General features: G+C 68.0%; 19 protein-coding genes. 9 read left to right on the top strand and 10 right to left on the bottom strand.

All coding sequences use genetic code 11. From position 1 onward, the window contains the following. Positions 1-50: 50 nt before the first annotated feature. Positions 51-1,793, top strand: coding sequence for a pyruvate dehydrogenase (locus ACQEVG_RS30060; protein ID WP_432989545.1), 1,743 nt, complete (start codon positions 51-53; stop codon positions 1,791-1,793). A 128-nt stretch (positions 1,794-1,921) separates the two neighbouring features. Beyond that, a complete protein-coding gene (locus tag ACQEVG_RS30065; RefSeq protein ID WP_432993018.1) occupies positions 1,922-2,380 on the top strand; it encodes an ATP-binding protein in 459 nt (152 codons plus the stop codon). Between the two features lie 70 nt (positions 2,381-2,450). Here the strand turns inward: ACQEVG_RS30065 and ACQEVG_RS30070 are convergent, their stop codons facing one another. Further along, positions 2,451-3,557, bottom strand: coding sequence for a DUF2637 domain-containing protein (locus tag ACQEVG_RS30070; protein WP_432989547.1), 1,107 nt, complete (start codon positions 3,555-3,557; stop codon positions 2,451-2,453). A 222-nt stretch (positions 3,558-3,779) separates the two neighbouring features. Continuing rightward, a complete protein-coding gene (locus ACQEVG_RS30075; RefSeq protein ID WP_432989549.1) occupies positions 3,780-4,625 on the bottom strand; it encodes a (2Fe-2S)-binding protein in 846 nt (281 codons plus the stop codon). Positions 4,626-4,773: 148 nt separating this feature from the next. On the opposite strand from ACQEVG_RS30075, the gene ACQEVG_RS30080 reads away from it, so the two are divergent. The 5 genes from ACQEVG_RS30080 to ACQEVG_RS30100 all read left to right on the top strand — a co-directional run bounded on the left by ACQEVG_RS30080 (position 4,774) and on the right by ACQEVG_RS30100 (position 10,371). Next, positions 4,774-5,550 (top strand): GntR family transcriptional regulator, encoded by a 777-nt coding sequence (locus ACQEVG_RS30080; protein ID WP_432989551.1) that lies wholly within the window; start codon positions 4,774-4,776, stop codon positions 5,548-5,550. Positions 5,551-5,600: 50 nt separating this feature from the next. Next, positions 5,601-6,479, top strand: coding sequence for a nucleic acid/nucleotide deaminase domain-containing protein (locus tag ACQEVG_RS30085; protein ID WP_432989553.1), 879 nt, complete (start codon positions 5,601-5,603; stop codon positions 6,477-6,479). Beyond that, positions 6,476-8,122 carry a WD40 repeat domain-containing protein gene (locus ACQEVG_RS30090; protein WP_432989555.1) on the top strand — a complete coding sequence of 549 codons (1,647 nt, stop codon included), beginning with the start codon at positions 6,476-6,478 and terminating at the stop codon, positions 8,120-8,122. The genes ACQEVG_RS30085 and ACQEVG_RS30090 overlap by 4 nt, the downstream gene beginning before the upstream one ends. A 95-nt stretch (positions 8,123-8,217) precedes the next feature. Continuing rightward, positions 8,218-9,777, top strand: a complete 1,560-nt coding sequence (locus tag ACQEVG_RS30095; protein WP_432989557.1) for a nucleic acid/nucleotide deaminase domain-containing protein — start codon at positions 8,218-8,220, stop codon at positions 9,775-9,777. 30 nt (positions 9,778-9,807) lie between these two features. Further along, on the top strand, positions 9,808-10,371 hold the full coding sequence (locus ACQEVG_RS30100) for an SUKH-4 family immunity protein (protein WP_432989559.1): 564 nt from the start codon (positions 9,808-9,810) through the stop codon (positions 10,369-10,371). Here ACQEVG_RS30100 and ACQEVG_RS30105 read toward each other — a convergent pair. The 5 genes from ACQEVG_RS30105 to ACQEVG_RS30125 form a co-directional block, all read right to left on the bottom strand. Next, a complete protein-coding gene (locus tag ACQEVG_RS30105) occupies positions 10,311-10,541 on the bottom strand; it encodes a DUF397 domain-containing protein (protein ID WP_432989561.1) in 231 nt (76 codons plus the stop codon). The genes ACQEVG_RS30100 and ACQEVG_RS30105 overlap by 61 nt on opposite strands. A gap of 17 nt (positions 10,542-10,558) precedes the next feature. After that, positions 10,559-11,209 carry a hypothetical protein gene (locus ACQEVG_RS30110; protein WP_432989563.1) on the bottom strand — a complete coding sequence of 217 codons (651 nt, stop codon included), beginning with the start codon at positions 11,207-11,209 and terminating at the stop codon, positions 10,559-10,561. 6 nt (positions 11,210-11,215) lie between these two features. Further along, positions 11,216-11,761, bottom strand: a complete 546-nt coding sequence (locus ACQEVG_RS30115) for a hypothetical protein (protein WP_432989565.1) — start codon at positions 11,759-11,761, stop codon at positions 11,216-11,218. Between the two features lie 73 nt (positions 11,762-11,834). Next, positions 11,835-12,080 (bottom strand): DUF397 domain-containing protein, encoded by a 246-nt coding sequence (locus ACQEVG_RS30120; RefSeq protein WP_432989567.1) that lies wholly within the window; start codon positions 12,078-12,080, stop codon positions 11,835-11,837. Further along, the gene (locus tag ACQEVG_RS30125) at positions 12,077-12,901 is read right to left on the bottom strand and encodes a helix-turn-helix domain-containing protein (protein WP_432989569.1); all 825 of its coding nucleotides are present in this window, start codon (positions 12,899-12,901) and stop codon (positions 12,077-12,079) included. The genes ACQEVG_RS30120 and ACQEVG_RS30125 overlap by 4 nt, the downstream gene beginning before the upstream one ends. 116 nt (positions 12,902-13,017) lie before the next feature. Between ACQEVG_RS30125 and ACQEVG_RS30130 the strand changes: the two genes are divergently transcribed. Both ACQEVG_RS30130 and ACQEVG_RS30135 read left to right on the top strand, forming a co-directional pair. Continuing rightward, positions 13,018-13,446, top strand: a complete 429-nt coding sequence (locus tag ACQEVG_RS30130) for an ATP-binding protein (RefSeq protein ID WP_432989571.1) — start codon at positions 13,018-13,020, stop codon at positions 13,444-13,446. Between the two features lie 43 nt (positions 13,447-13,489). Next, positions 13,490-13,846 carry a hypothetical protein gene (locus ACQEVG_RS30135; protein WP_432989573.1) on the top strand — a complete coding sequence of 119 codons (357 nt, stop codon included), beginning with the start codon at positions 13,490-13,492 and terminating at the stop codon, positions 13,844-13,846. Positions 13,847-13,855: 9 nt separating this feature from the next. On the opposite strand, the gene ACQEVG_RS30140 is transcribed toward ACQEVG_RS30135, so the two are convergent. The 3 genes from ACQEVG_RS30140 to ACQEVG_RS30150 all read right to left on the bottom strand — a co-directional run bounded on the left by ACQEVG_RS30140 (position 13,856) and on the right by ACQEVG_RS30150 (position 15,743). Continuing rightward, entirely contained in the window at positions 13,856-14,371 is a 516-nt protein-coding gene (locus tag ACQEVG_RS30140) for a protein-tyrosine phosphatase family protein (RefSeq protein WP_432989575.1), read from the bottom strand. A 22-nt stretch (positions 14,372-14,393) separates the two neighbouring features. Then, entirely contained in the window at positions 14,394-15,188 is a 795-nt protein-coding gene (locus tag ACQEVG_RS30145; protein ID WP_432989577.1) for a hypothetical protein, read from the bottom strand. A 174-nt stretch (positions 15,189-15,362) separates the two neighbouring features. Next, a complete protein-coding gene (locus ACQEVG_RS30150) occupies positions 15,363-15,743 on the bottom strand; it encodes a winged helix-turn-helix transcriptional regulator (protein WP_432989579.1) in 381 nt (126 codons plus the stop codon). Positions 15,744-15,764: the final 21 nt, after the last annotated feature.

Raw genomic sequence — 15,764 nt, forward strand, 5'->3', positions numbered from 1 at the left:
CATGGGTTGATGGATGTGCAGGCCCCGGAGCCGAGAAAGGTACGCATTCCATGGCAAAGCAGAATGTGGCGGAGCAGTTCGTCGACATCCTTGTCCGCGCCGGCGTCCAGCGGCTGTACGGAGTCGTCGGCGACAGCCTCAACCCCGTCGTCGACGCCATCCGCCGCAACTCCGCCATCGACTGGATTCAGGTCAGGCACGAGGAGGTCGCCGCCTTCGCGGCCGGCGCCGAGGCCCAGCTCACCGGAAAGCTCGCGGCCTGCGCCGGCTCCTGCGGCCCCGGCAACCTCCACCTCATCAACGGGCTGTACGACGCCCACCGCTCCATGGCACCCGTGCTCGCCCTCGCCTCGCACATTCCCTCCAGCGAGATCGGCCTCGGCTACTTCCAGGAGACCCACCCCGACCAGCTGTTCCGCGAGTGCAGCCACTACTGCGAGCTGATCTCCAATCCCCAGCAGATGCCGCGGCTGCTGCAGAGCGCCATCCAGCACGCGATCGGCCAGGGGGGCGTCAGCGTCGTCGCGCTCCCCGGCGACATCGCGTCGCGGTCCGCCCCGGAGAAGTCCATCGAGCACGCCCTTGTGACCTCCCGGCCGACGGTCCGGCCGGGCGACGCCGAGATCGACAAGCTGGTGCGCATGATCGACGAGGCGGACCGGGTCACCCTCTTCTGCGGCAGCGGCACGGCGGGCGCACACGCCGAGGTCATGGAGTTCGCCGAGCGCGTCAAGTCCCCGGTCGGGCATGCGCTGCGCGGCAAGGAATGGATTCAGTACGACAACAAGTTCGACGTGGGCATGAGCGGTCTGCTCGGCTACGGCGCGGCCTACGAGGCCACCCATGAGTGCGATCTGCTGATCCTGCTGGGCACGGACTTCCCGTACAACGCCTTCCTCCCCGACGACGTCAAGATCGCCCAGGTCGACGTCAGACCCGAGCACCTCGGCCGCCGCTCCAAGCTGGATCTCGCCGTCTGGGGCGATGTACGCGAGACGCTGCGCTGTCTGACCCCGCGCGTGCGCGCCAAGACGAACCGCAGGTTCCTCGACAGGATGCTGAAGAAGCACGCCGACGCGCTGGAGGGCGTCATCAAGGCGTACACCCGCAAGGTGGAGAAGCACGTTCCGATCCACCCCGAGTACGTAGCCTCCGTACTGGACGAACTCGCCGACGAGGACGCGGTGTTCACCGTGGACACCGGCATGTGCAATGTGTGGGCGGCCCGCTACATCTCACCGAACGGACGCCGCCGGATCATCGGCTCCTTCAGTCATGGCTCGATGGCGAATGCCTTGCCGCAGGCGATCGGCGCGCAGTTCACCGACCGCAATCGTCAGGTCGTCTCGATGTCGGGCGACGGCGGCTTCACCATGCTGATGGGCGACTTCCTCACCCTCGTCCAGTACGAGCTGCCGGTGAAGATCGTGCTGTTCAACAACTCCTCGCTGAGCATGGTGGAGCTGGAGATGCTGGTCGCGGGCCTTCCGTCGTACGGAACCAGCAACAAGAACCCGGATTTCGCGGCGATCGCGCGGGCGGCGGGGGCGTACGGGGTGCGCGTGGAGAAGCCCAAGCAACTCGCGGGCGCACTCAAGGACGCCTTCCGGCACAAGGGCCCGGCGTTGGTGGATGTGGTCACCGACCCGAACGCGCTCTCCATCCCACCCAGGATCAGCGCCGAGATGGTGACCGGATTCGCTCTCTCCGCCAGCAAGATCGTGCTGGACGGTGGCGTAGGCAGGATGGTCCAGCTGGCTCGCTCGAACCTGCGGAACGTGCCCAGGCCTTGACACCTCCCCCGTTGGTTCACATTTCGACATGAGTGACGCTCCGCGGTCGGGGCATGCATTTCTGTGAACGTGTTCTACATAAGGGGTCTTTCCGGAGAAGGGGCTGTTTCGACGTGCGGGTGGGGATGATGACTGGGCGTCAGGGAGGGGCCGGGCCTGACGCGAGCGAGCAGGGCCGGGAACGCGGGGCGGAGGGAGCACCGTGCCGTCAGCTGCGCCGCAGGCTGGGCTGCGCGGATCTCACGGCCGTTCCTGAAGTACGACGTGCTTTACGGGAGTTATTACGGCACTGGGGGAAACAGGACACGACGGACGTGGCGGAGCTGCTTGCCAGCGAGCTGGTGACCAACGCTCTGGTGCACACCGCTCATGGCGCGGTCGTCACGGCCACCGTCGCCGCCTCCACGCTGAGGGTGGAGGTGCGGGACTTCATGGCCGGGCTGCCGCTGCCGCATGTGCCGTCCGCGCATATGGACACGCATGGCAGGGGGCTGGTCCTGGTCCAGAGCCTCGCCGACGCGTGGGGCGTACGGACGCATGGAGTGGGCAAGGTGGTCTGGTTCGAGCTGCACGAAAGGCCGGCCTGACAGCCGCAGGCCGGCCTTCGCGTGATGTTGCTGACCGCGCGCCTCCGCGTACGTCCTCCTGACCGCGCGATCAGCCGAACTGCCGCTCCAGATCGGTGAGTTTCTGCTCCAGCGAGTCCAGCCGCGGCAGCGCCTGGGTGTCGTCCTCCGCGGTGAGGTCGACCGTGCGCGGCTCAGCGCCATCGGTCATCCTCACGGCCTGGAGGGAGGGCCGGGAGCGAAGCGGCAGCTGTCCCGGCTCTGCTGGGGCAGGCTCCACGGCGGAGCCGGAACTGCCGGAGAGGGCCCCCGCCGAACCAGTCACGGCCTGCGCCGGACCAGCCGCGGAGCCCAGGGCGGGAAGCTCCGAAGACAGCTCGGGCAGCCGGTGGGTGCGTCCGCGCCCCCAGGCCCGGTGCTGTCGGCTGAGCGCCCTGATCTGTGCCCGCTCCAGCTTCTCCCGGTCCCGTCGGCGGAGCCGGTTCTGCTCCTTCTCGCGGCGGTCCTCGCGGACCTCGTCGACCGCCTCGTCCAGGGTGCGTACGCCTTCAAGCAGCATCAGCGACCAGGCGCCGAAGGTCTCCCGGGGAGCGCGCAGCCAGCGCACGACGCGGATCTGCGGCAGCGGCCGGGGCACCAGGCCCTGCTCGCGCAGTGCCGCCCGGCGGGTCTGCTTGAGCGCCCGGTCGAACAGGACCGCGGCCGACAGCGACATCCCGGAGAAGAACTGCGGGGCGCCGTCATGGCCGAACCCCCGTGGTGCGTGTACCCAGTTGAACCACGCGGCCGCGCCCGCGAACAGCCACACCAGCAGCCGCGAGCCGAGCGCCGCGTCACCGTGGCTGGCCTCGCGCACCGCGAGCACCGAGCAGAACATGGCCGCGCCGTCGAGGCCGAAGGGGACCAGATACTCCCAGCCCCCGGTGAGGTTGAGGTTCTGCTTGCCGAAGCCGACGAGGCCGTGGAAGGAGAGCGCGGCGGCGACCGCGGCACAGCAGAACAGGAGCACATAGGAGGCCGTGCCGTAGATCGCCTCCTTGCGCCTTCGGCGCTCCTCGCTGCGCTCCCAGGAGTCCTCGGAGGAGGCCTTGTCAGCGGTGCGCTTGCCGCGCGCGAGCACCGTCACCGCGACCAGGACTCCGAGGAGCATCACGCCGCCAGGAAGCAGCCAGTTCAGCGATATGTCGGTCAGTCTCATGGGCGGTGTCCCTTGCATCGCGGTAGAGCGTTTCGGCCGCCATAGTGGCCGAAGTCGCAGCGCACTCAAGGGGTTTCGGGGCAAGAGAACGCCAATGGGGCCGCACGGCATACGGATAGGTGCGATCTCGTCGAACTACCGTATGAATAAAGGGAGTTGGTTCGATTTCGTCACCGAGTCGGGTGACGTGACTCAGGGGCGTGACTCAGGGGCTGCGGGAGATCAGCCGCTCGGCCGCAGCCGGCTCACCCGGTCGGCGTCGCAGGTGCGCGGACAGGTGAGGCAGGTGTCCTCGGGGCGCACGGTGTAGAAGAGGCAGCAGCCCGCCCGGTCCCGGGTCGGCAGCAGCTCGCCGTCCGGCGTGCTGAGCTCACGGAAGCCGGGCGTTCCGACGTACGGCTTGGTGGCGCCCGGAAGCAGCCGCTCGAGCTCCGCAATGGCCCGCCGCTCCTCGCCGAGGCGGTGTGCGATGTGCCACAGTCCCTCGACGACCTCGTCGGTCGCCATGCCCCACAGCCCGCGCCTGCCGCGCCGCATCCGCGAGCCGAAGCCGCCCAGAATGGGCGCGATGTGCTCGGCGACGGCGCCTCGCACCTCGGCGCGCAGGGCCTCCTCGTCCGGTACGACCCGGGCGCCCGGCAGCTGTGCGGCGGGGTCGTCGGGCAGACAGGTGAATTCCTTCACCCGTACGGCCATCCGCCCCACTGCGCGCTGGATGGAGACGTCGTGGACGGGCAGGCGCGGCACCCGGCGGTGCAGAAACCAGGGGACCGTGAAGAGCAGGCAGGCGGGCCACGCATAGCGGTGCAGCCCCATACTGGCGATCACATCGGGGCGGGCCTGCCGCGCGTGGTCCCGCAGGATCTGAGCGTTGTCCCAGCCGAGAAAGGCATCGAGGGCGGGCCCGCCGTCCGCGAGCTCACCGGCGCTCACCCAGCCGCCGCCGGCCGGGGTCGGCTCGCCATCGCTGAGCTCCTGAATCCGCAGCCCCGGATGGACCTCGGTCAGGCGCACATAGGCGTCCCGGACGGGCGAGGCAAGGGCGGGCAACAGGGCAGGAACGGTCATGCTGGGACCACCGAATCGCGATCGTTAGCAGGTTAGCCTTACCTTACCCGACGCGTTCCTTGTTTGAACTGTGGCCCCGCCCGCCTATGGTGCACAGGGGCCCCGCGCACGCGAGCCGGGCCCGGCACCTGGCCGGAGGAGGACCCGAGTGGAGCAGGCCCGAGCGCGCGATGCCGCGACGCCGCTGCCGTACGCGTCCGCGCACGGCCCCGAGCAAGGGGGTCGCGGGCAGCCCGCCCGTCCCCTCATCCCGGAACAGGCCCGCGGCGAACACACCCACAGCGAGCCGCCCGCGCCCCGCACGGTTCAGCGCCACTCGGTCCGCGGCCAGATCCTCGAAGCCCTGCGCACCGCACTCGTCGACGGCGAGCTGATCCCGGGCGAGGTCTACTCCGCCCCGGTCCTCGGCGAGCGCTTCGGCGTCTCGGCGACTCCGGTACGCGAGGCGATGCAGCAGCTGTCGATCGAGGGCGCGGTCGAGGTGATCCCCAACCGCGGCTTCCGCGTCGCGGTACGCAGCGCCCGCGAGCTGGCCGAGCTCGCCGAGGTCCGCGCCATGATCGAGGTCCCGGTCATGCTCCGCCTGGCCCGCACGGTCCCCGCAGCCCGCTGGGCGGCGCTGCGCCCCCTGGCCGACGCGACGGCAGCGACGGCGGCGACGGGCGATCGAGCGGCGTACGCGAAGACGGACCGCGCCTTCCACCGCGCGGTGCTCACGCTGTCCGGCAACCAACAGCTGGTGATGGTCGCGGACGACCTGCACCGCCGCTCCCAGTGGCCTCTGACGAGCGCCCCGGTGATGCGGAGGGCGGAGCTGGTGGCGGACGCGGCGGAACACATGGCGCTGCTGGAGGCGTTGGCCGCACAGGACCTGGCGGTGGTGCAGTCGCTGGTGCGGGAGCACTTCACGGGCGCGGAGGCCTGACGGCTAGGCTCGGTTGTGCCCGTCAACCGACCGTCTTCGCGAGGTAGTCCATGTCGTCCCCATATCCAGACCAACTGGTCCAGCACTTCGGCCGGGACGGACTGCGGCGGTTCGGGCGGGGCAGTCTGCAGGGCGCGCGGCTGCCGGAGGTGTCACGGACTCTGCTCGAGGAGCCCGGCGTCCCGCGGAGCGTGGCTCCGTACTTCCTTGCACCGGATGCCGATGAGCCGGTCGCGCTGGGTGTCGTCGCCGCTCGTACGGAGCTGCCGCGGCCTCCGGTGGAGCTGGAGGACTGGCCGCGGGTCGGCGGCGACGGCCTGGCGCATCTGTGCGTACGGCCGGACGGGGCGGTGCAGGCGGTCGTGCTCCAGGACGTCTGTGACGACATGTTCGTCAATACGGATGTGTCCACGCTGAATGCCTCGCTGCTCGCGCTGGACCGGGCGCTGCCCGTGATCGCGGCTTCGTCCGGGCTGTCGGAGGCCGCGGGAGTCTTCCGCGAACTGTCCACGGAACTGCGACGGATCGACGCGGCAGCCCTCGCCGACCGGGAGAGCTGGTGGCCCCGGGTCCTCGACGACGTCCGGCACACACTCAACTTCCCCTTCTCCGCGGCCTTCGAGTACCTCGACAAGGCAGGCAACAAGCAGATCGTCACCGAGGCGACAGGGCCGGGCCGGCCGCATCCGGAGGAATTGATCTGGCGGCGGCTGTCCGGCGACGGCGTGACGCCGGGCCAGGTGCGCCGGGTGTACTGCGAGCTGGAGCCATGCCTGATGCCCGGCCACTACTGCGCGGTCTGGCTCCAGGAAACCTTCCCCGACGCCGAGTTCACGCACAGCTTCGACTACGGCGACACCGCCGAGTCCCGTGAGGAGGGACTGAAGGAGCTGATCACATACGCGGCAGAGCAGGCGAGGGGCCATTGACCCGCTGGGAACGCCCTGCGGCCGGCCGTGAACCGGCGGCAGCGGCCCTGCTGGGCTGGTTGGCCGACCCTCACGCGCCGCGCCTGTGCCTGATATCGGGCAGTGCCGGGTGCGGTAAGTCGGCGCTGCTGGCCTGGCTGGTCCACCATGGCCGCAGGCTCGGTACGCCGGTGGAGCGCGCAATCCACGCGGTGGTCCCGCTTGAGGGGCAGAGCGTACGGGGAACGGTGTGGGCGCTCGCTGACCAGCTGGGAGTGGTGGCCCGGGCCCCGGGGGAGCTGGTGGAGGCGCTGGAGGCCGACACGCGCCGAACCGTCATGGTTCTGCCTGACCTGGACTCGAGCCACTCGCCCGAGGCGTTGGCGGAACTGGTCCTCGTGCTGGCTGAGTTGACGCACATCCGGCTGATCACCGAGGCGCGTTCGGGGAGCCGCGCTCATGAACTGCTCGCAGGGAATCGGGTCGCGGAGCTCGACCTGGACCTGGAGCAGTGGACGGACCGGGCGCGCTATGAGACGTGGCGTGCGGAGTGGGCAGCGGACCGGGCGCCGGCGCCTGAACCCCATGAACCTCCGAGGGTGGACCTGGACGACCCGGCGGCGGTCTGCGCGGCCGACGCTCTGCTTGTCACCGCCGCTTACGAAACCGAATCGGACGGCCACGGCGGCCTCTGTGCGGCGTGGTTGAGGGCGGGCCAGTCCCTGATCCGCGACCAGGCCCCGGCGGACCGCGCGCTGGTCCTGCTCACCGCACTGGGCGATGGCGCCGACCCGCGTCTGGGACCGGCTCTTGCCTCGCTCGCCGAAGCCGCGCCATGGCGTGCGGTGTGGTCGCGCGGCCGGGGCGATCTCACTCCGCCCTGGCCGGGCCCCGTAGCCGCGCTGGCAACTGGCTCCGGCCCTCTCGATGGCCAACTGCTGACGGCCGATCACCTCGGCACCGTCCGCCTGCTGAATGCGGCTGACGCATCGGCGAACGACCGCCGGACGCCGCTTTCGGGACAGATCGCGGCGATGGCAGGACTGCCGGACGGCACGGTCCTGGTGCTGGACGGGTCAGGCCGAGTACGCGCGGAATGCGCCTGGGTGGCCCGCCCGGCGGGATCCGGCATCGAGGCGTTGCTGGACGAAGGCCCCACGCAGACGGAGCGTCTCACCGAGGCACTGGAGGAGTACGAGGTCACGGCGTTGACCACGGTCGGGGCAGTGGCGGCCGTGGGCGACGCAACGGGCACGGTGCGGGCCTTCGGCGACGAGAGCGCGGCTGTCCACATGCACAAGGGACGCGTCACGGCTCTCGCTGCGCTTGAAGTGCCGCTCGGCGAGGACGGAACAACGGCACCTCTCATTTACAGCGGGGGAGCGGACGGGACGGTCCGCGTCTGGTCCCCGGGTGTCGAACCCCTTGCGACGCCAGTCACCGAAGCCCCGTGCCCCGTGGTCGCCCTGGCAGCCGCGTCCACACCTGAAGGTCCGGTGCTTGCAGTTGGCCGGCGCGACGGCCGTGTCGAGTACAGGGTCCTCGACACGGACAGGATGGTGACCTTTCACCCGGGTTCACCGATCAGGGCACTGGCAGCAACAGCCGGAGGAGACCTGCTGATCGGAACGGACGAGTCCTTGATCTGCCTGCGGCCCCAATAGGTGGCTCGTCCGACACCCTTGCGGTCATTCAAAGTTGACGATCACTCATTCGATTGCAACAGTGAAGGGAGTTGACTGCGAGGGGGGCGTGTCACGTGGGGAAGCAGCTGCCTGACGAACTCGTCGAGGTCCTCGATCTCATAGGTATCGAGTGGCCCCAGATCGACGAGGACGAGATCAAGGCGTCGGCGAAGGACTACCGGCATCTGGCGGAGGGCATCCGCGACGCGATCAAGGAAGGCAACAACGCCTGCTCGAACATCGTCGCCGGCAAGAGCAAGGGCAAGACGGTCACGGCGATCGACAAGCGCTGGGGCAAACTCACCACGAAGGACCTCACCACCTTCGCCAAGGGCTGCGACGACCTGGCGGGGGCGCTCGACGACTGCGCGGACCTGATCGTCGGCTGCAAGATCGCGGTCATCACCGAACTCAGCACGACCGCCGCTGCCGCCACGGCAGGGGTCATCGGCATGTTCTTCACGGTCGGCCTCAGCGGGCTCCTGAGTGCGGCTGCGATCGCGGCCGCGCGTATCGCGATCCATGAGGCCATCGACTACGCGATCGACGAGATCACGACGATCGTCTCCGAGAAGATCGAGGCCAAGATTCTCTCGGAGATCGAGGAGCTCTTCACGGACCGACTCGGCTCGGACGATGACGCGGACGTGAAGGATGCGGGAAGCGCCCTCATGGCCCAGGACCTGGTCATCGAGTTCGACGAGTTCGACAAGGCGTCCGGCGACTACAAGAAGACCGCGAAGAACTTCGATGGGAAGAAAGGTTCCTTCAAGGAGGGTGGCGGGAAACGCCGTTCATCGCTCAAGAAGGACAGCCGCTTCGCCAAGCTGGGCACCGCCATGGACAAGGCGGAGGACGCGGTCGAGAAGAAGTCCGACGAGATGGTCAAGACGCTGGAGGACCACGGCGGCAAGATCGACAAGAGCAAACGCAGCCATGAGGAGCACGAGAAGCGGCGCAAGCGGGAGTTCGAGAAGTGCGGGGACGGTAAAGAAGTCCCGATGTATCTTCTCGATGCCGACGGCAGTGTATTGGAGCTGCACACTGACGGCTCGACCAATAAGGTCCGCGCAAATGACAATTCGGGCATTCGCGATCTCATGACGGAGCCTGGCCAGCCAGGAGAGGTCGGCCGGGTCTGGACACGCAAAGGAAGGAAGGGGAATCCTTATCCGATCAGTCCAGGCAAAGAGACAAGGAAGGTAACGTCCACACGGGTGGAAGCCGGGAGTACGGACCTCTCCCGAGCCACTCAGATTGCCCGCTATCACAATAAAGATTGGGGCGGTGGAAATTATGCTGCAGGGCGCTATGTTGGGGAGGATAAGGAGCTCATTATCGTCGGCAACAGCGAAGGCCCGCACTCTGAACGAAATATCGGCTACCCTCTGCTAAAGGCGGGTAAGCAGGATAACCTACAGGAGCTCTATACTGAACGGCAGCCGTGTCAGGGGGCGGGCTCCTGGTGTGACAAGTGGACGGCGAAGTATTTCGGTGAAGATCTCGAAGTGACGCATTCGCAGAAGTACCTCAACTCTGAAGACAAGAAGACACGTGACGCCGAACATGAGGCGTACCGGGAACAGCTGGAAAAGGATCACAAAAAGGGCGGCGTTCGGGGCGGTTTCCGGTAGCCTCGGCGCGACGTAGATCAAGGTGCATGCATGGATTCTTTGCTATTTGAACTTACTTACGAGGAGCTGGTCAGCTACTTCGGTGTGAGTCGGGTCCATAGGTCTGACCGGCGCGAGGCTGAAGCTCTGGGCTTCTCTGGCCCCACCCTGGAATTTCTCTGCACTGTCGGGCTTCCTTCCACGCCGAAGTCGGAGCTGGAGGCTCCTGGAGGTGAGTGCATTCTGCGCGCGCTGGACGAGATGCCACGGGAGGACTGGAACACGCCGAAGGAAGCCAAGAACTGGATCGTGTTCGGAGCCATGCCAAGTTCATCTCTCGCGCTTGATTCTGTGACAGGACGGGTCTTCGGGTTTTACGAAGGCTATGGCGAGATCGTTTCTATGCACTCGGATATCTCATCCCTGGCGTATGCGATTTACGCGGTCAAAAAGGTATTGCCGGAGATCGCGCTATGTAAATCATACGAGGAGCGTGCGGCCATTATCGACGCGGTGAGGTTGCACATCGCTGAGCGCGACCCGCTCCCCTTTGCTCAGGAAGACAGCGAGTGGGGTGTGGCATTCGATGAAATCGCCATGGGAATGTGGACCTGAGGAGTTTTGGGCGATGCGCTGATGAACTGCTTCCAGGCCCTGGGGCAGAGCGTGATCCGGGGGCCCGCCGGGGTCTTGAAGTCGCGGACGTGGGCCACGTGGCCCTGCGCGGCGAGCTCGACGCAATCTTCATGCTGGGCACCGCTGTAGCTGCTGTTGACCCAGGTCATGCCGGTTGTGCCTGGGCTCACAGCTCGATCCTGTCGCGGATCCAGCGGGCGAGGTCGTGCTCCTCCTCGGGCAACTCGCCGTCGGGCCAGGGGTGGAGGGCGAGTACTCCCATGGTGAGATAGCCATACGGGCCGTTGTCGGGGGCGTGGCCGACGACGAGGCCGTGGTTGTTCCAGCGCCAGATCGTGTAGGGCGGGTCCGTTGGCAAGCAGTGGCCACTGTCGCGAGCCGTACGCAGGGGCGGGCCCAATTCAGCGGTGACGACGGTCACGGCCTCGGCGAAAACCGCTTCGCATTGCGCCGTCGTCGGGGCGGTCGCAAAGAGCCAGTCGGGTTGCTCACCCCAGTCCTGCATGAGGTCCACCCAGTCGTCACTGCCGTCCGCGTCTTCCGGGTAGGTGTTCGCGAAGGTCAGGACGAAGGTCGATTTCGGGTCGCCAATGGAGGCGAAGTAGTTGCTGGCCCATAGGACATGACCGCTTCTGGTGCGCTCGGCGCAGTCCACGAGGTCCGAGGACTTCCAGCCGAGCTGCTCGGCGACCTCGTCCATGCGGTCCTTGGGGATCGGCTCCATGCAGGGGAGGCTGAGCAACTCCTGTATCGCCGGCGGGGTCAGCGGCAGCCAGGCCATGGATTTGAGGGCGGGGCCGATGTTGCTTTCCATCATTTCGAACTATCCGTGCATTTCCTTGAGCCAGTTGAGAATGTCGCGGTCCCCAGCGGGCAACGGATCGTCCGACCGCCAGGGACGCAAAGCCGCCACGCCCATCGTGAGGTAGCCGAAGGGGCCGTTGTCGGGGCAAGCGCCGACGACGAGGGCGTGGGACCGTGTGCGCCAAACGCGGTACTGCATGGGAGGTCCCAGGCAGTCGTCGTCGGCAGGCACGATCCGTTCCGGTGGCCCTAGTTCGCTTTCGACGACTGACGCGGCCTGGGTCAGTGACGCGCCGAAATCGGCTTGGGAAGGTGCGGTTGTGAACTGCCAACCCGGGAGCTCTCCCCAGTCCTGCATGAGCTCGTCCCAACTGTCGTCGTCGGGGTCTTCCGGGTCTTGCGGACAGCTGTTCGCGAAGGTCAGGACGAAGCATGCATCTGGGGCGCCCAGTGAGTCGACGTACTTGCTGGCCCACAGCACATGGCCGTGCCCGGTACGGAATGCGTCGCAGACGCGCTCGTGCTCGTAGACCCAACCCAGGCGATGGGGTCGGATCGGCTCCATGGAGGGAAGGTTGAGCAACTCTCGTACCGCCGCCGGGGTCAGCGGGAGCCAGGCCATGGACTTCAGGGCGGGCTCAGACACCGGCGGTGTGGGTGATGAAGGCGGTCCAGGCGGTGGGGGAGAGGGCGAGCTGGGGGCCGCGCGTGTGCTTGGAGTCGCGGATGTGGATGGTGGTGGGGCAGGTGGCGACCTCTACGCAGTCGCCGGAGTCGCCGCTGCTGTAGCTCGACTTGTGCCAGGAGAGGGCGACTTCGACGCAGTCGTCGCCGGAGCTGCCGCTGTAGCTGCTCTTGAACCAGGCCAGTTCGACGGTGCTCATAGCGCTCCTCGCAGTCGCTCCAGCAGGCCCACGGAGTCCTCGGGAGTGAGGGCCTGCGAGCGCAGTCTCGCATACCGCATCTGGAGCACGCTGATCACTTTCGGGTCGGAGACGAACTGGCCGCTCTCCTGGCCCTCGCAGTAGCCGAACCACTGGTTGTCCGGGGTCTCCAGCAGTCGCATTGGGCCGTCCAGCCCTGCGTGTACCTCCCGTACGAGCGGCATGAGCTGGATCTCGACGTTTCGCAGCGCGGCGACGCTGAGGACATGGTCGATAAGTTCGCGGGTGGCACCGACGCCGCCAGTGCGGCGCAGGAAGAGATGCTCCTCGAGGATGAAGCTGAACGCCGTGTTCGGCCTGTCCCTGAGCAGGCGCTGACGTTCCTGGCGTGCCACCAGCTGGGCCTCGACCTGTTCATCGGTCAACGGCGGGACACGGTTCCTGAACAGCGTCCGCGTATACGCCTCCGTCTGCAACAGGCCCGGAATCAACCGGCATTCGTACGTGTCCAGGCTGATCGCCAACCCTTCGAGCCCCGCCCACTGGCGGAACCACGACGCCAGTCCCGGATTGCGCGACAGATGACGGGCCATTGCCCGCAGTACCCCGAACGCCTCCAGTTCGGCCTCGGCCCGGTCGATCAGAAGCTTCGGCGGAAAGCGTCTGCCCTGCTCCACCGAGCCGAGGAAGCTCGGCGAGTACCGGACCTTCGGCGCCAGTGACTCCTGCGTATAGCCCGCGTGCTTGCGGAAGGTCTTGAACGCGGCGCCGAACGCCTTCAGGCTGTCGGACGGTTCGGGTTCGGTGTAGTCGGCCGTCATACGGCTTATGGTCACGGTCAGTTACCGGTTCTGTCCACACCGCGTACTCGTACGCTGACTCAGCGTACGAGTTGCGTCGCTGGTCATCCGGGGTACGACCCCTGCACCGTGACCGTATGCCTGCTCAGACGAAGCCTCAAGACTCTGTCACCGTACGTGTGTTCGCGCAACGGTTCAGCTCCACGCGGCTCGGCGCCCGGCTCGCCCGCCATCTCGCCGTGCAGCGGCTAGATGCCTGGGGGATCCCGTACGACACCGACCTGTCGGATGCCGCCGCCGTCATCGTCGCCGAGCTTGCCGCGAACGCCGTGACCCATGGCCGCGTCCCTGGGCGGGACTTCGAGTTGCGGCTCACGCTGACGGTCGACACCCTGCGGATCGAGGTCTCCGACGCCCGCGGTGAGAGACAACCGAAGGAGGTGCAGCCCGAAGGGGAGTTGGGGTGCGGGCTTCTCCTGGTCGCGGCCCTGGCCGACCGGTGGAGCGTGCACGATCGCGTGCCCGTCGGCAAGACCGTGCGCGCGGATGTCAGCCTGCTGGACTAATCTGTACGGCCATTGACGAAGTCCGAACAAATGGGGGCCGTTCATGTCCGCGGAATTGCCGGAGTCGTCCATATCCGATGAGGCGTGGGAGAGGTTCCAGCGGGAGAGCGAAGGGCCCGCGCGGCTCGCGGCGCCCAAGGAGCCTTCCGCGCGGGCGCGGATGGTGGCCGAGCGGCTGCGGCGGGCGGACGAGGAGGCCGCGCGGCAGCAGGGGAGGGCGCGCGGTCGGGGGAAGAAGGCGCGGGTGCGGGCGGAGCCGGACGCCTGGCGGGCCTGGCAGACGCGAGGGACGCGGCACACGCGGCGGAGCAGGGTTCAGGGGATCGCCTGGGTGGTCGTGGCAGTCGTCGTCGTACTTCTCGTCATGAACCCGCAGCGCACGCTCTGGTGGTTGTACTGAGCCCGCTGCTCAGCTCGGCGGCGGCTCCAGGCCCGTCAGCAGCGACGCGACGTCCAGCCCGGTCATGAGGTACTGCTCGAACGCCGGGTTGTGCAACGCCCACGGCGAGCGGCGGAGCCTGACCCGGTCGATCGCCCCTTCGCTGTCGTGGCCCAGCTCGATCAGCGTCTGCGCGGCCACCAGGCCCGAGCGGTTGTAGCCGGAGTAGCAGCGTACGAGCACGCTGCGCCGGGCGCGTACGGCATCGGCGGCCAGCACCGCCAGCCGGCGGACGCTGTCGATCTCATCGGCCGTCAGCCAGCTGTCGGGGATGGGCGCGATGTGGTGCTCAACACCCCCGGGCGGGCCGTGGCCCTCGCGCGTGTACAGGCTGATCACCATGTCGAACTCGCGGCCCACGACGACATCCTGGTGCCGCTGGTCGCCGTCCGACCAGACGTGGCCGCCCATCCACAGACCGGTCGTGATCTCGTCCCAGCGCGAGCGTGGCTCCGGAACGTGACCTTCCCTGCGGCGCGTTCTCATGAGGCCGGGTCCTTCGTTCCGCTCATGCCGCCGGTTCCGGCTGCGTCGAGGACGTCTGGACCGGCGCTGTCTGGGCCAGTTGCGCGCCCAGCCACACCGGTACGCCACCCAGCAGGCGGAACAGCCGGCCCGCCTCGGCCCGCAGGCGGCTCGCCTCGGGTTCTGGTTCGCAGTCGGCCAGCGCGGCGAGCGCGGGGGCCGTACCGATGAGGTAGCCCAGCTCCTCGCGGATCCGCAGCGACTCTGAGAAGCCGTGCCGGGCCTCCGCCAACTCTCCTTCCCGCAGGGCGAGTCCGGCCTGGTGGTGCCAGGTGAAGGAGAGCAGCAGCGCATCGCCCTGGGCGGTCGCCCCCTCGTGCGCGCGGCGATAGGCGGCGCGGGCGGCCTGCGGGGAGTCGGCGATGTGCTCGGCAACGAGGCCGCGGCGGAAGTCGAGCAGCGGGCGGCCGGGCGAGGTGGGGGCGAGCAGCGCCGCGGCGCGGCCGAGCGCGGCGCGGGCCTCGTCGGCGCGGTCGCGTACGCCGAGCCGGGTCGCGGCGTACGCCAGCCGTCCCCGCTCGCAGGCCGCGCCGCCGCGTTCGTCGTCGTCCCTCGCCACCGCCTCGGCGGTGCGCAGCGCGTCCTCGGCCTCCGCCCAGCCCTCGCCGGTGAACAGACAGCGCTCGACGAGCAGTCCGGCGCGTTCCAGCGCGGCGGCGGGATTTGGGGCATGGGGTTCGAGCAGGGCTGCCGCGTCGGTCCAACAGCCGCGGGAGCGCAGCCGCCATACCGCGGTCTGGAGGGGATCGTCACCTGCAGTGGTTCCGGAACCAGACATGGCGGTATGCGCCACTTGCCCTCCCCGAGCACGCCATTGAGCTGTTGAGTCTGTCGCATCTCAGCATGGATGGGCACGCCGGGCCAAGAGGTCAGGTGAATGAGTTCACAATCGAGGCGCGGCGGGACGCTTGTTCGGCCCGGCCGATGACTTCGCGTGCGAGTGCTCCACCCGTCAGGCCTCGAAGCGGTGGCGGGAGGCCTCGATGTGACCGAGGTACTGGTGGGTCCAGTCGCACAGTCCGTCGATCGTGACGCGCAGGGCCTGGCCCGGCTCGGTGAGGGTGTACTCGACCCGCGGCGGCACGACGGGGTGCACTTTCCGCTCGACCAGGCCGTTGCGCTCCAGCATGCGCAGGTTCTGGGTGAGCATCTTGTGGCTGATGCCCTGGATCTCGTTCCGCAGCTCGCCGAAGCGCAGTGTGCGCTCCCCCAGAGCCTCGATGATCAGGAGCGCCCACTTGTTGGCGACGTCCGAGAAGATCTCCCGCGCCAGAGAGTCCGCGCGCCTCAGGTCCGCTTCGTCGGGCGAGCCCGTGAACTGCTTGGTCACCATCAGGTTCCCCAGTCACTGAAA

The organism is Streptomyces sp. CA-135486, from assembly GCF_050936555.1.
GTDB lineage: Bacteria > Actinomycetota > Actinomycetes > Streptomycetales > Streptomycetaceae > Streptomyces.

What these genes read in the sequence shown, in the direction of transcription:
- ACQEVG_RS30060 (WP_432989545.1), top strand. Translation starts at nt 51, where the DNA reads ATGGCAAAGCAGAATGTGGCGGAGCAGTTCGTCGACATCCTTGTCCGC.
- ACQEVG_RS30065 (WP_432993018.1), top strand. Translation starts at nt 1,922, where the DNA reads ATGACTGGGCGTCAGGGAGGGGCCGGGCCTGACGCGAGCGAGCAGGGC.
- ACQEVG_RS30070 (WP_432989547.1), bottom strand. Translation starts at nt 3,557, where the DNA reads ATGAGACTGACCGACATATCGCTGAACTGGCTGCTTCCTGGCGGCGTG.
- ACQEVG_RS30075 (WP_432989549.1), bottom strand. Translation starts at nt 4,625, where the DNA reads ATGACCGTTCCTGCCCTGTTGCCCGCCCTTGCCTCGCCCGTCCGGGAC.
- ACQEVG_RS30085 (WP_432989553.1), top strand. Translation starts at nt 5,601, where the DNA reads ATGTCGTCCCCATATCCAGACCAACTGGTCCAGCACTTCGGCCGGGAC.
- ACQEVG_RS30100 (WP_432989559.1), top strand. Translation starts at nt 9,808, where the DNA reads ATGGATTCTTTGCTATTTGAACTTACTTACGAGGAGCTGGTCAGCTAC.
- ACQEVG_RS30105 (WP_432989561.1), bottom strand. Translation starts at nt 10,541, where the DNA reads ATGACCTGGGTCAACAGCAGCTACAGCGGTGCCCAGCATGAAGATTGC.
- ACQEVG_RS30110 (WP_432989563.1), bottom strand. Translation starts at nt 11,209, where the DNA reads ATGATGGAAAGCAACATCGGCCCCGCCCTCAAATCCATGGCCTGGCTG.
- ACQEVG_RS30115 (WP_432989565.1), bottom strand. Translation starts at nt 11,761, where the DNA reads ATGGAGCCGATCCGACCCCATCGCCTGGGTTGGGTCTACGAGCACGAG.
- ACQEVG_RS30120 (WP_432989567.1), bottom strand. Translation starts at nt 12,080, where the DNA reads ATGAGCACCGTCGAACTGGCCTGGTTCAAGAGCAGCTACAGCGGCAGC.
- ACQEVG_RS30125 (WP_432989569.1), bottom strand. Translation starts at nt 12,901, where the DNA reads ATGACGGCCGACTACACCGAACCCGAACCGTCCGACAGCCTGAAGGCG.
- ACQEVG_RS30130 (WP_432989571.1), top strand. Translation starts at nt 13,018, where the DNA reads ATGCCTGCTCAGACGAAGCCTCAAGACTCTGTCACCGTACGTGTGTTC.
- ACQEVG_RS30135 (WP_432989573.1), top strand. Translation starts at nt 13,490, where the DNA reads ATGTCCGCGGAATTGCCGGAGTCGTCCATATCCGATGAGGCGTGGGAG.
- ACQEVG_RS30140 (WP_432989575.1), bottom strand. Translation starts at nt 14,371, where the DNA reads ATGAGAACGCGCCGCAGGGAAGGTCACGTTCCGGAGCCACGCTCGCGC.
- ACQEVG_RS30145 (WP_432989577.1), bottom strand. Translation starts at nt 15,188, where the DNA reads ATGTCTGGTTCCGGAACCACTGCAGGTGACGATCCCCTCCAGACCGCG.
- ACQEVG_RS30150 (WP_432989579.1), bottom strand. Translation starts at nt 15,743, where the DNA reads ATGGTGACCAAGCAGTTCACGGGCTCGCCCGACGAAGCGGACCTGAGG.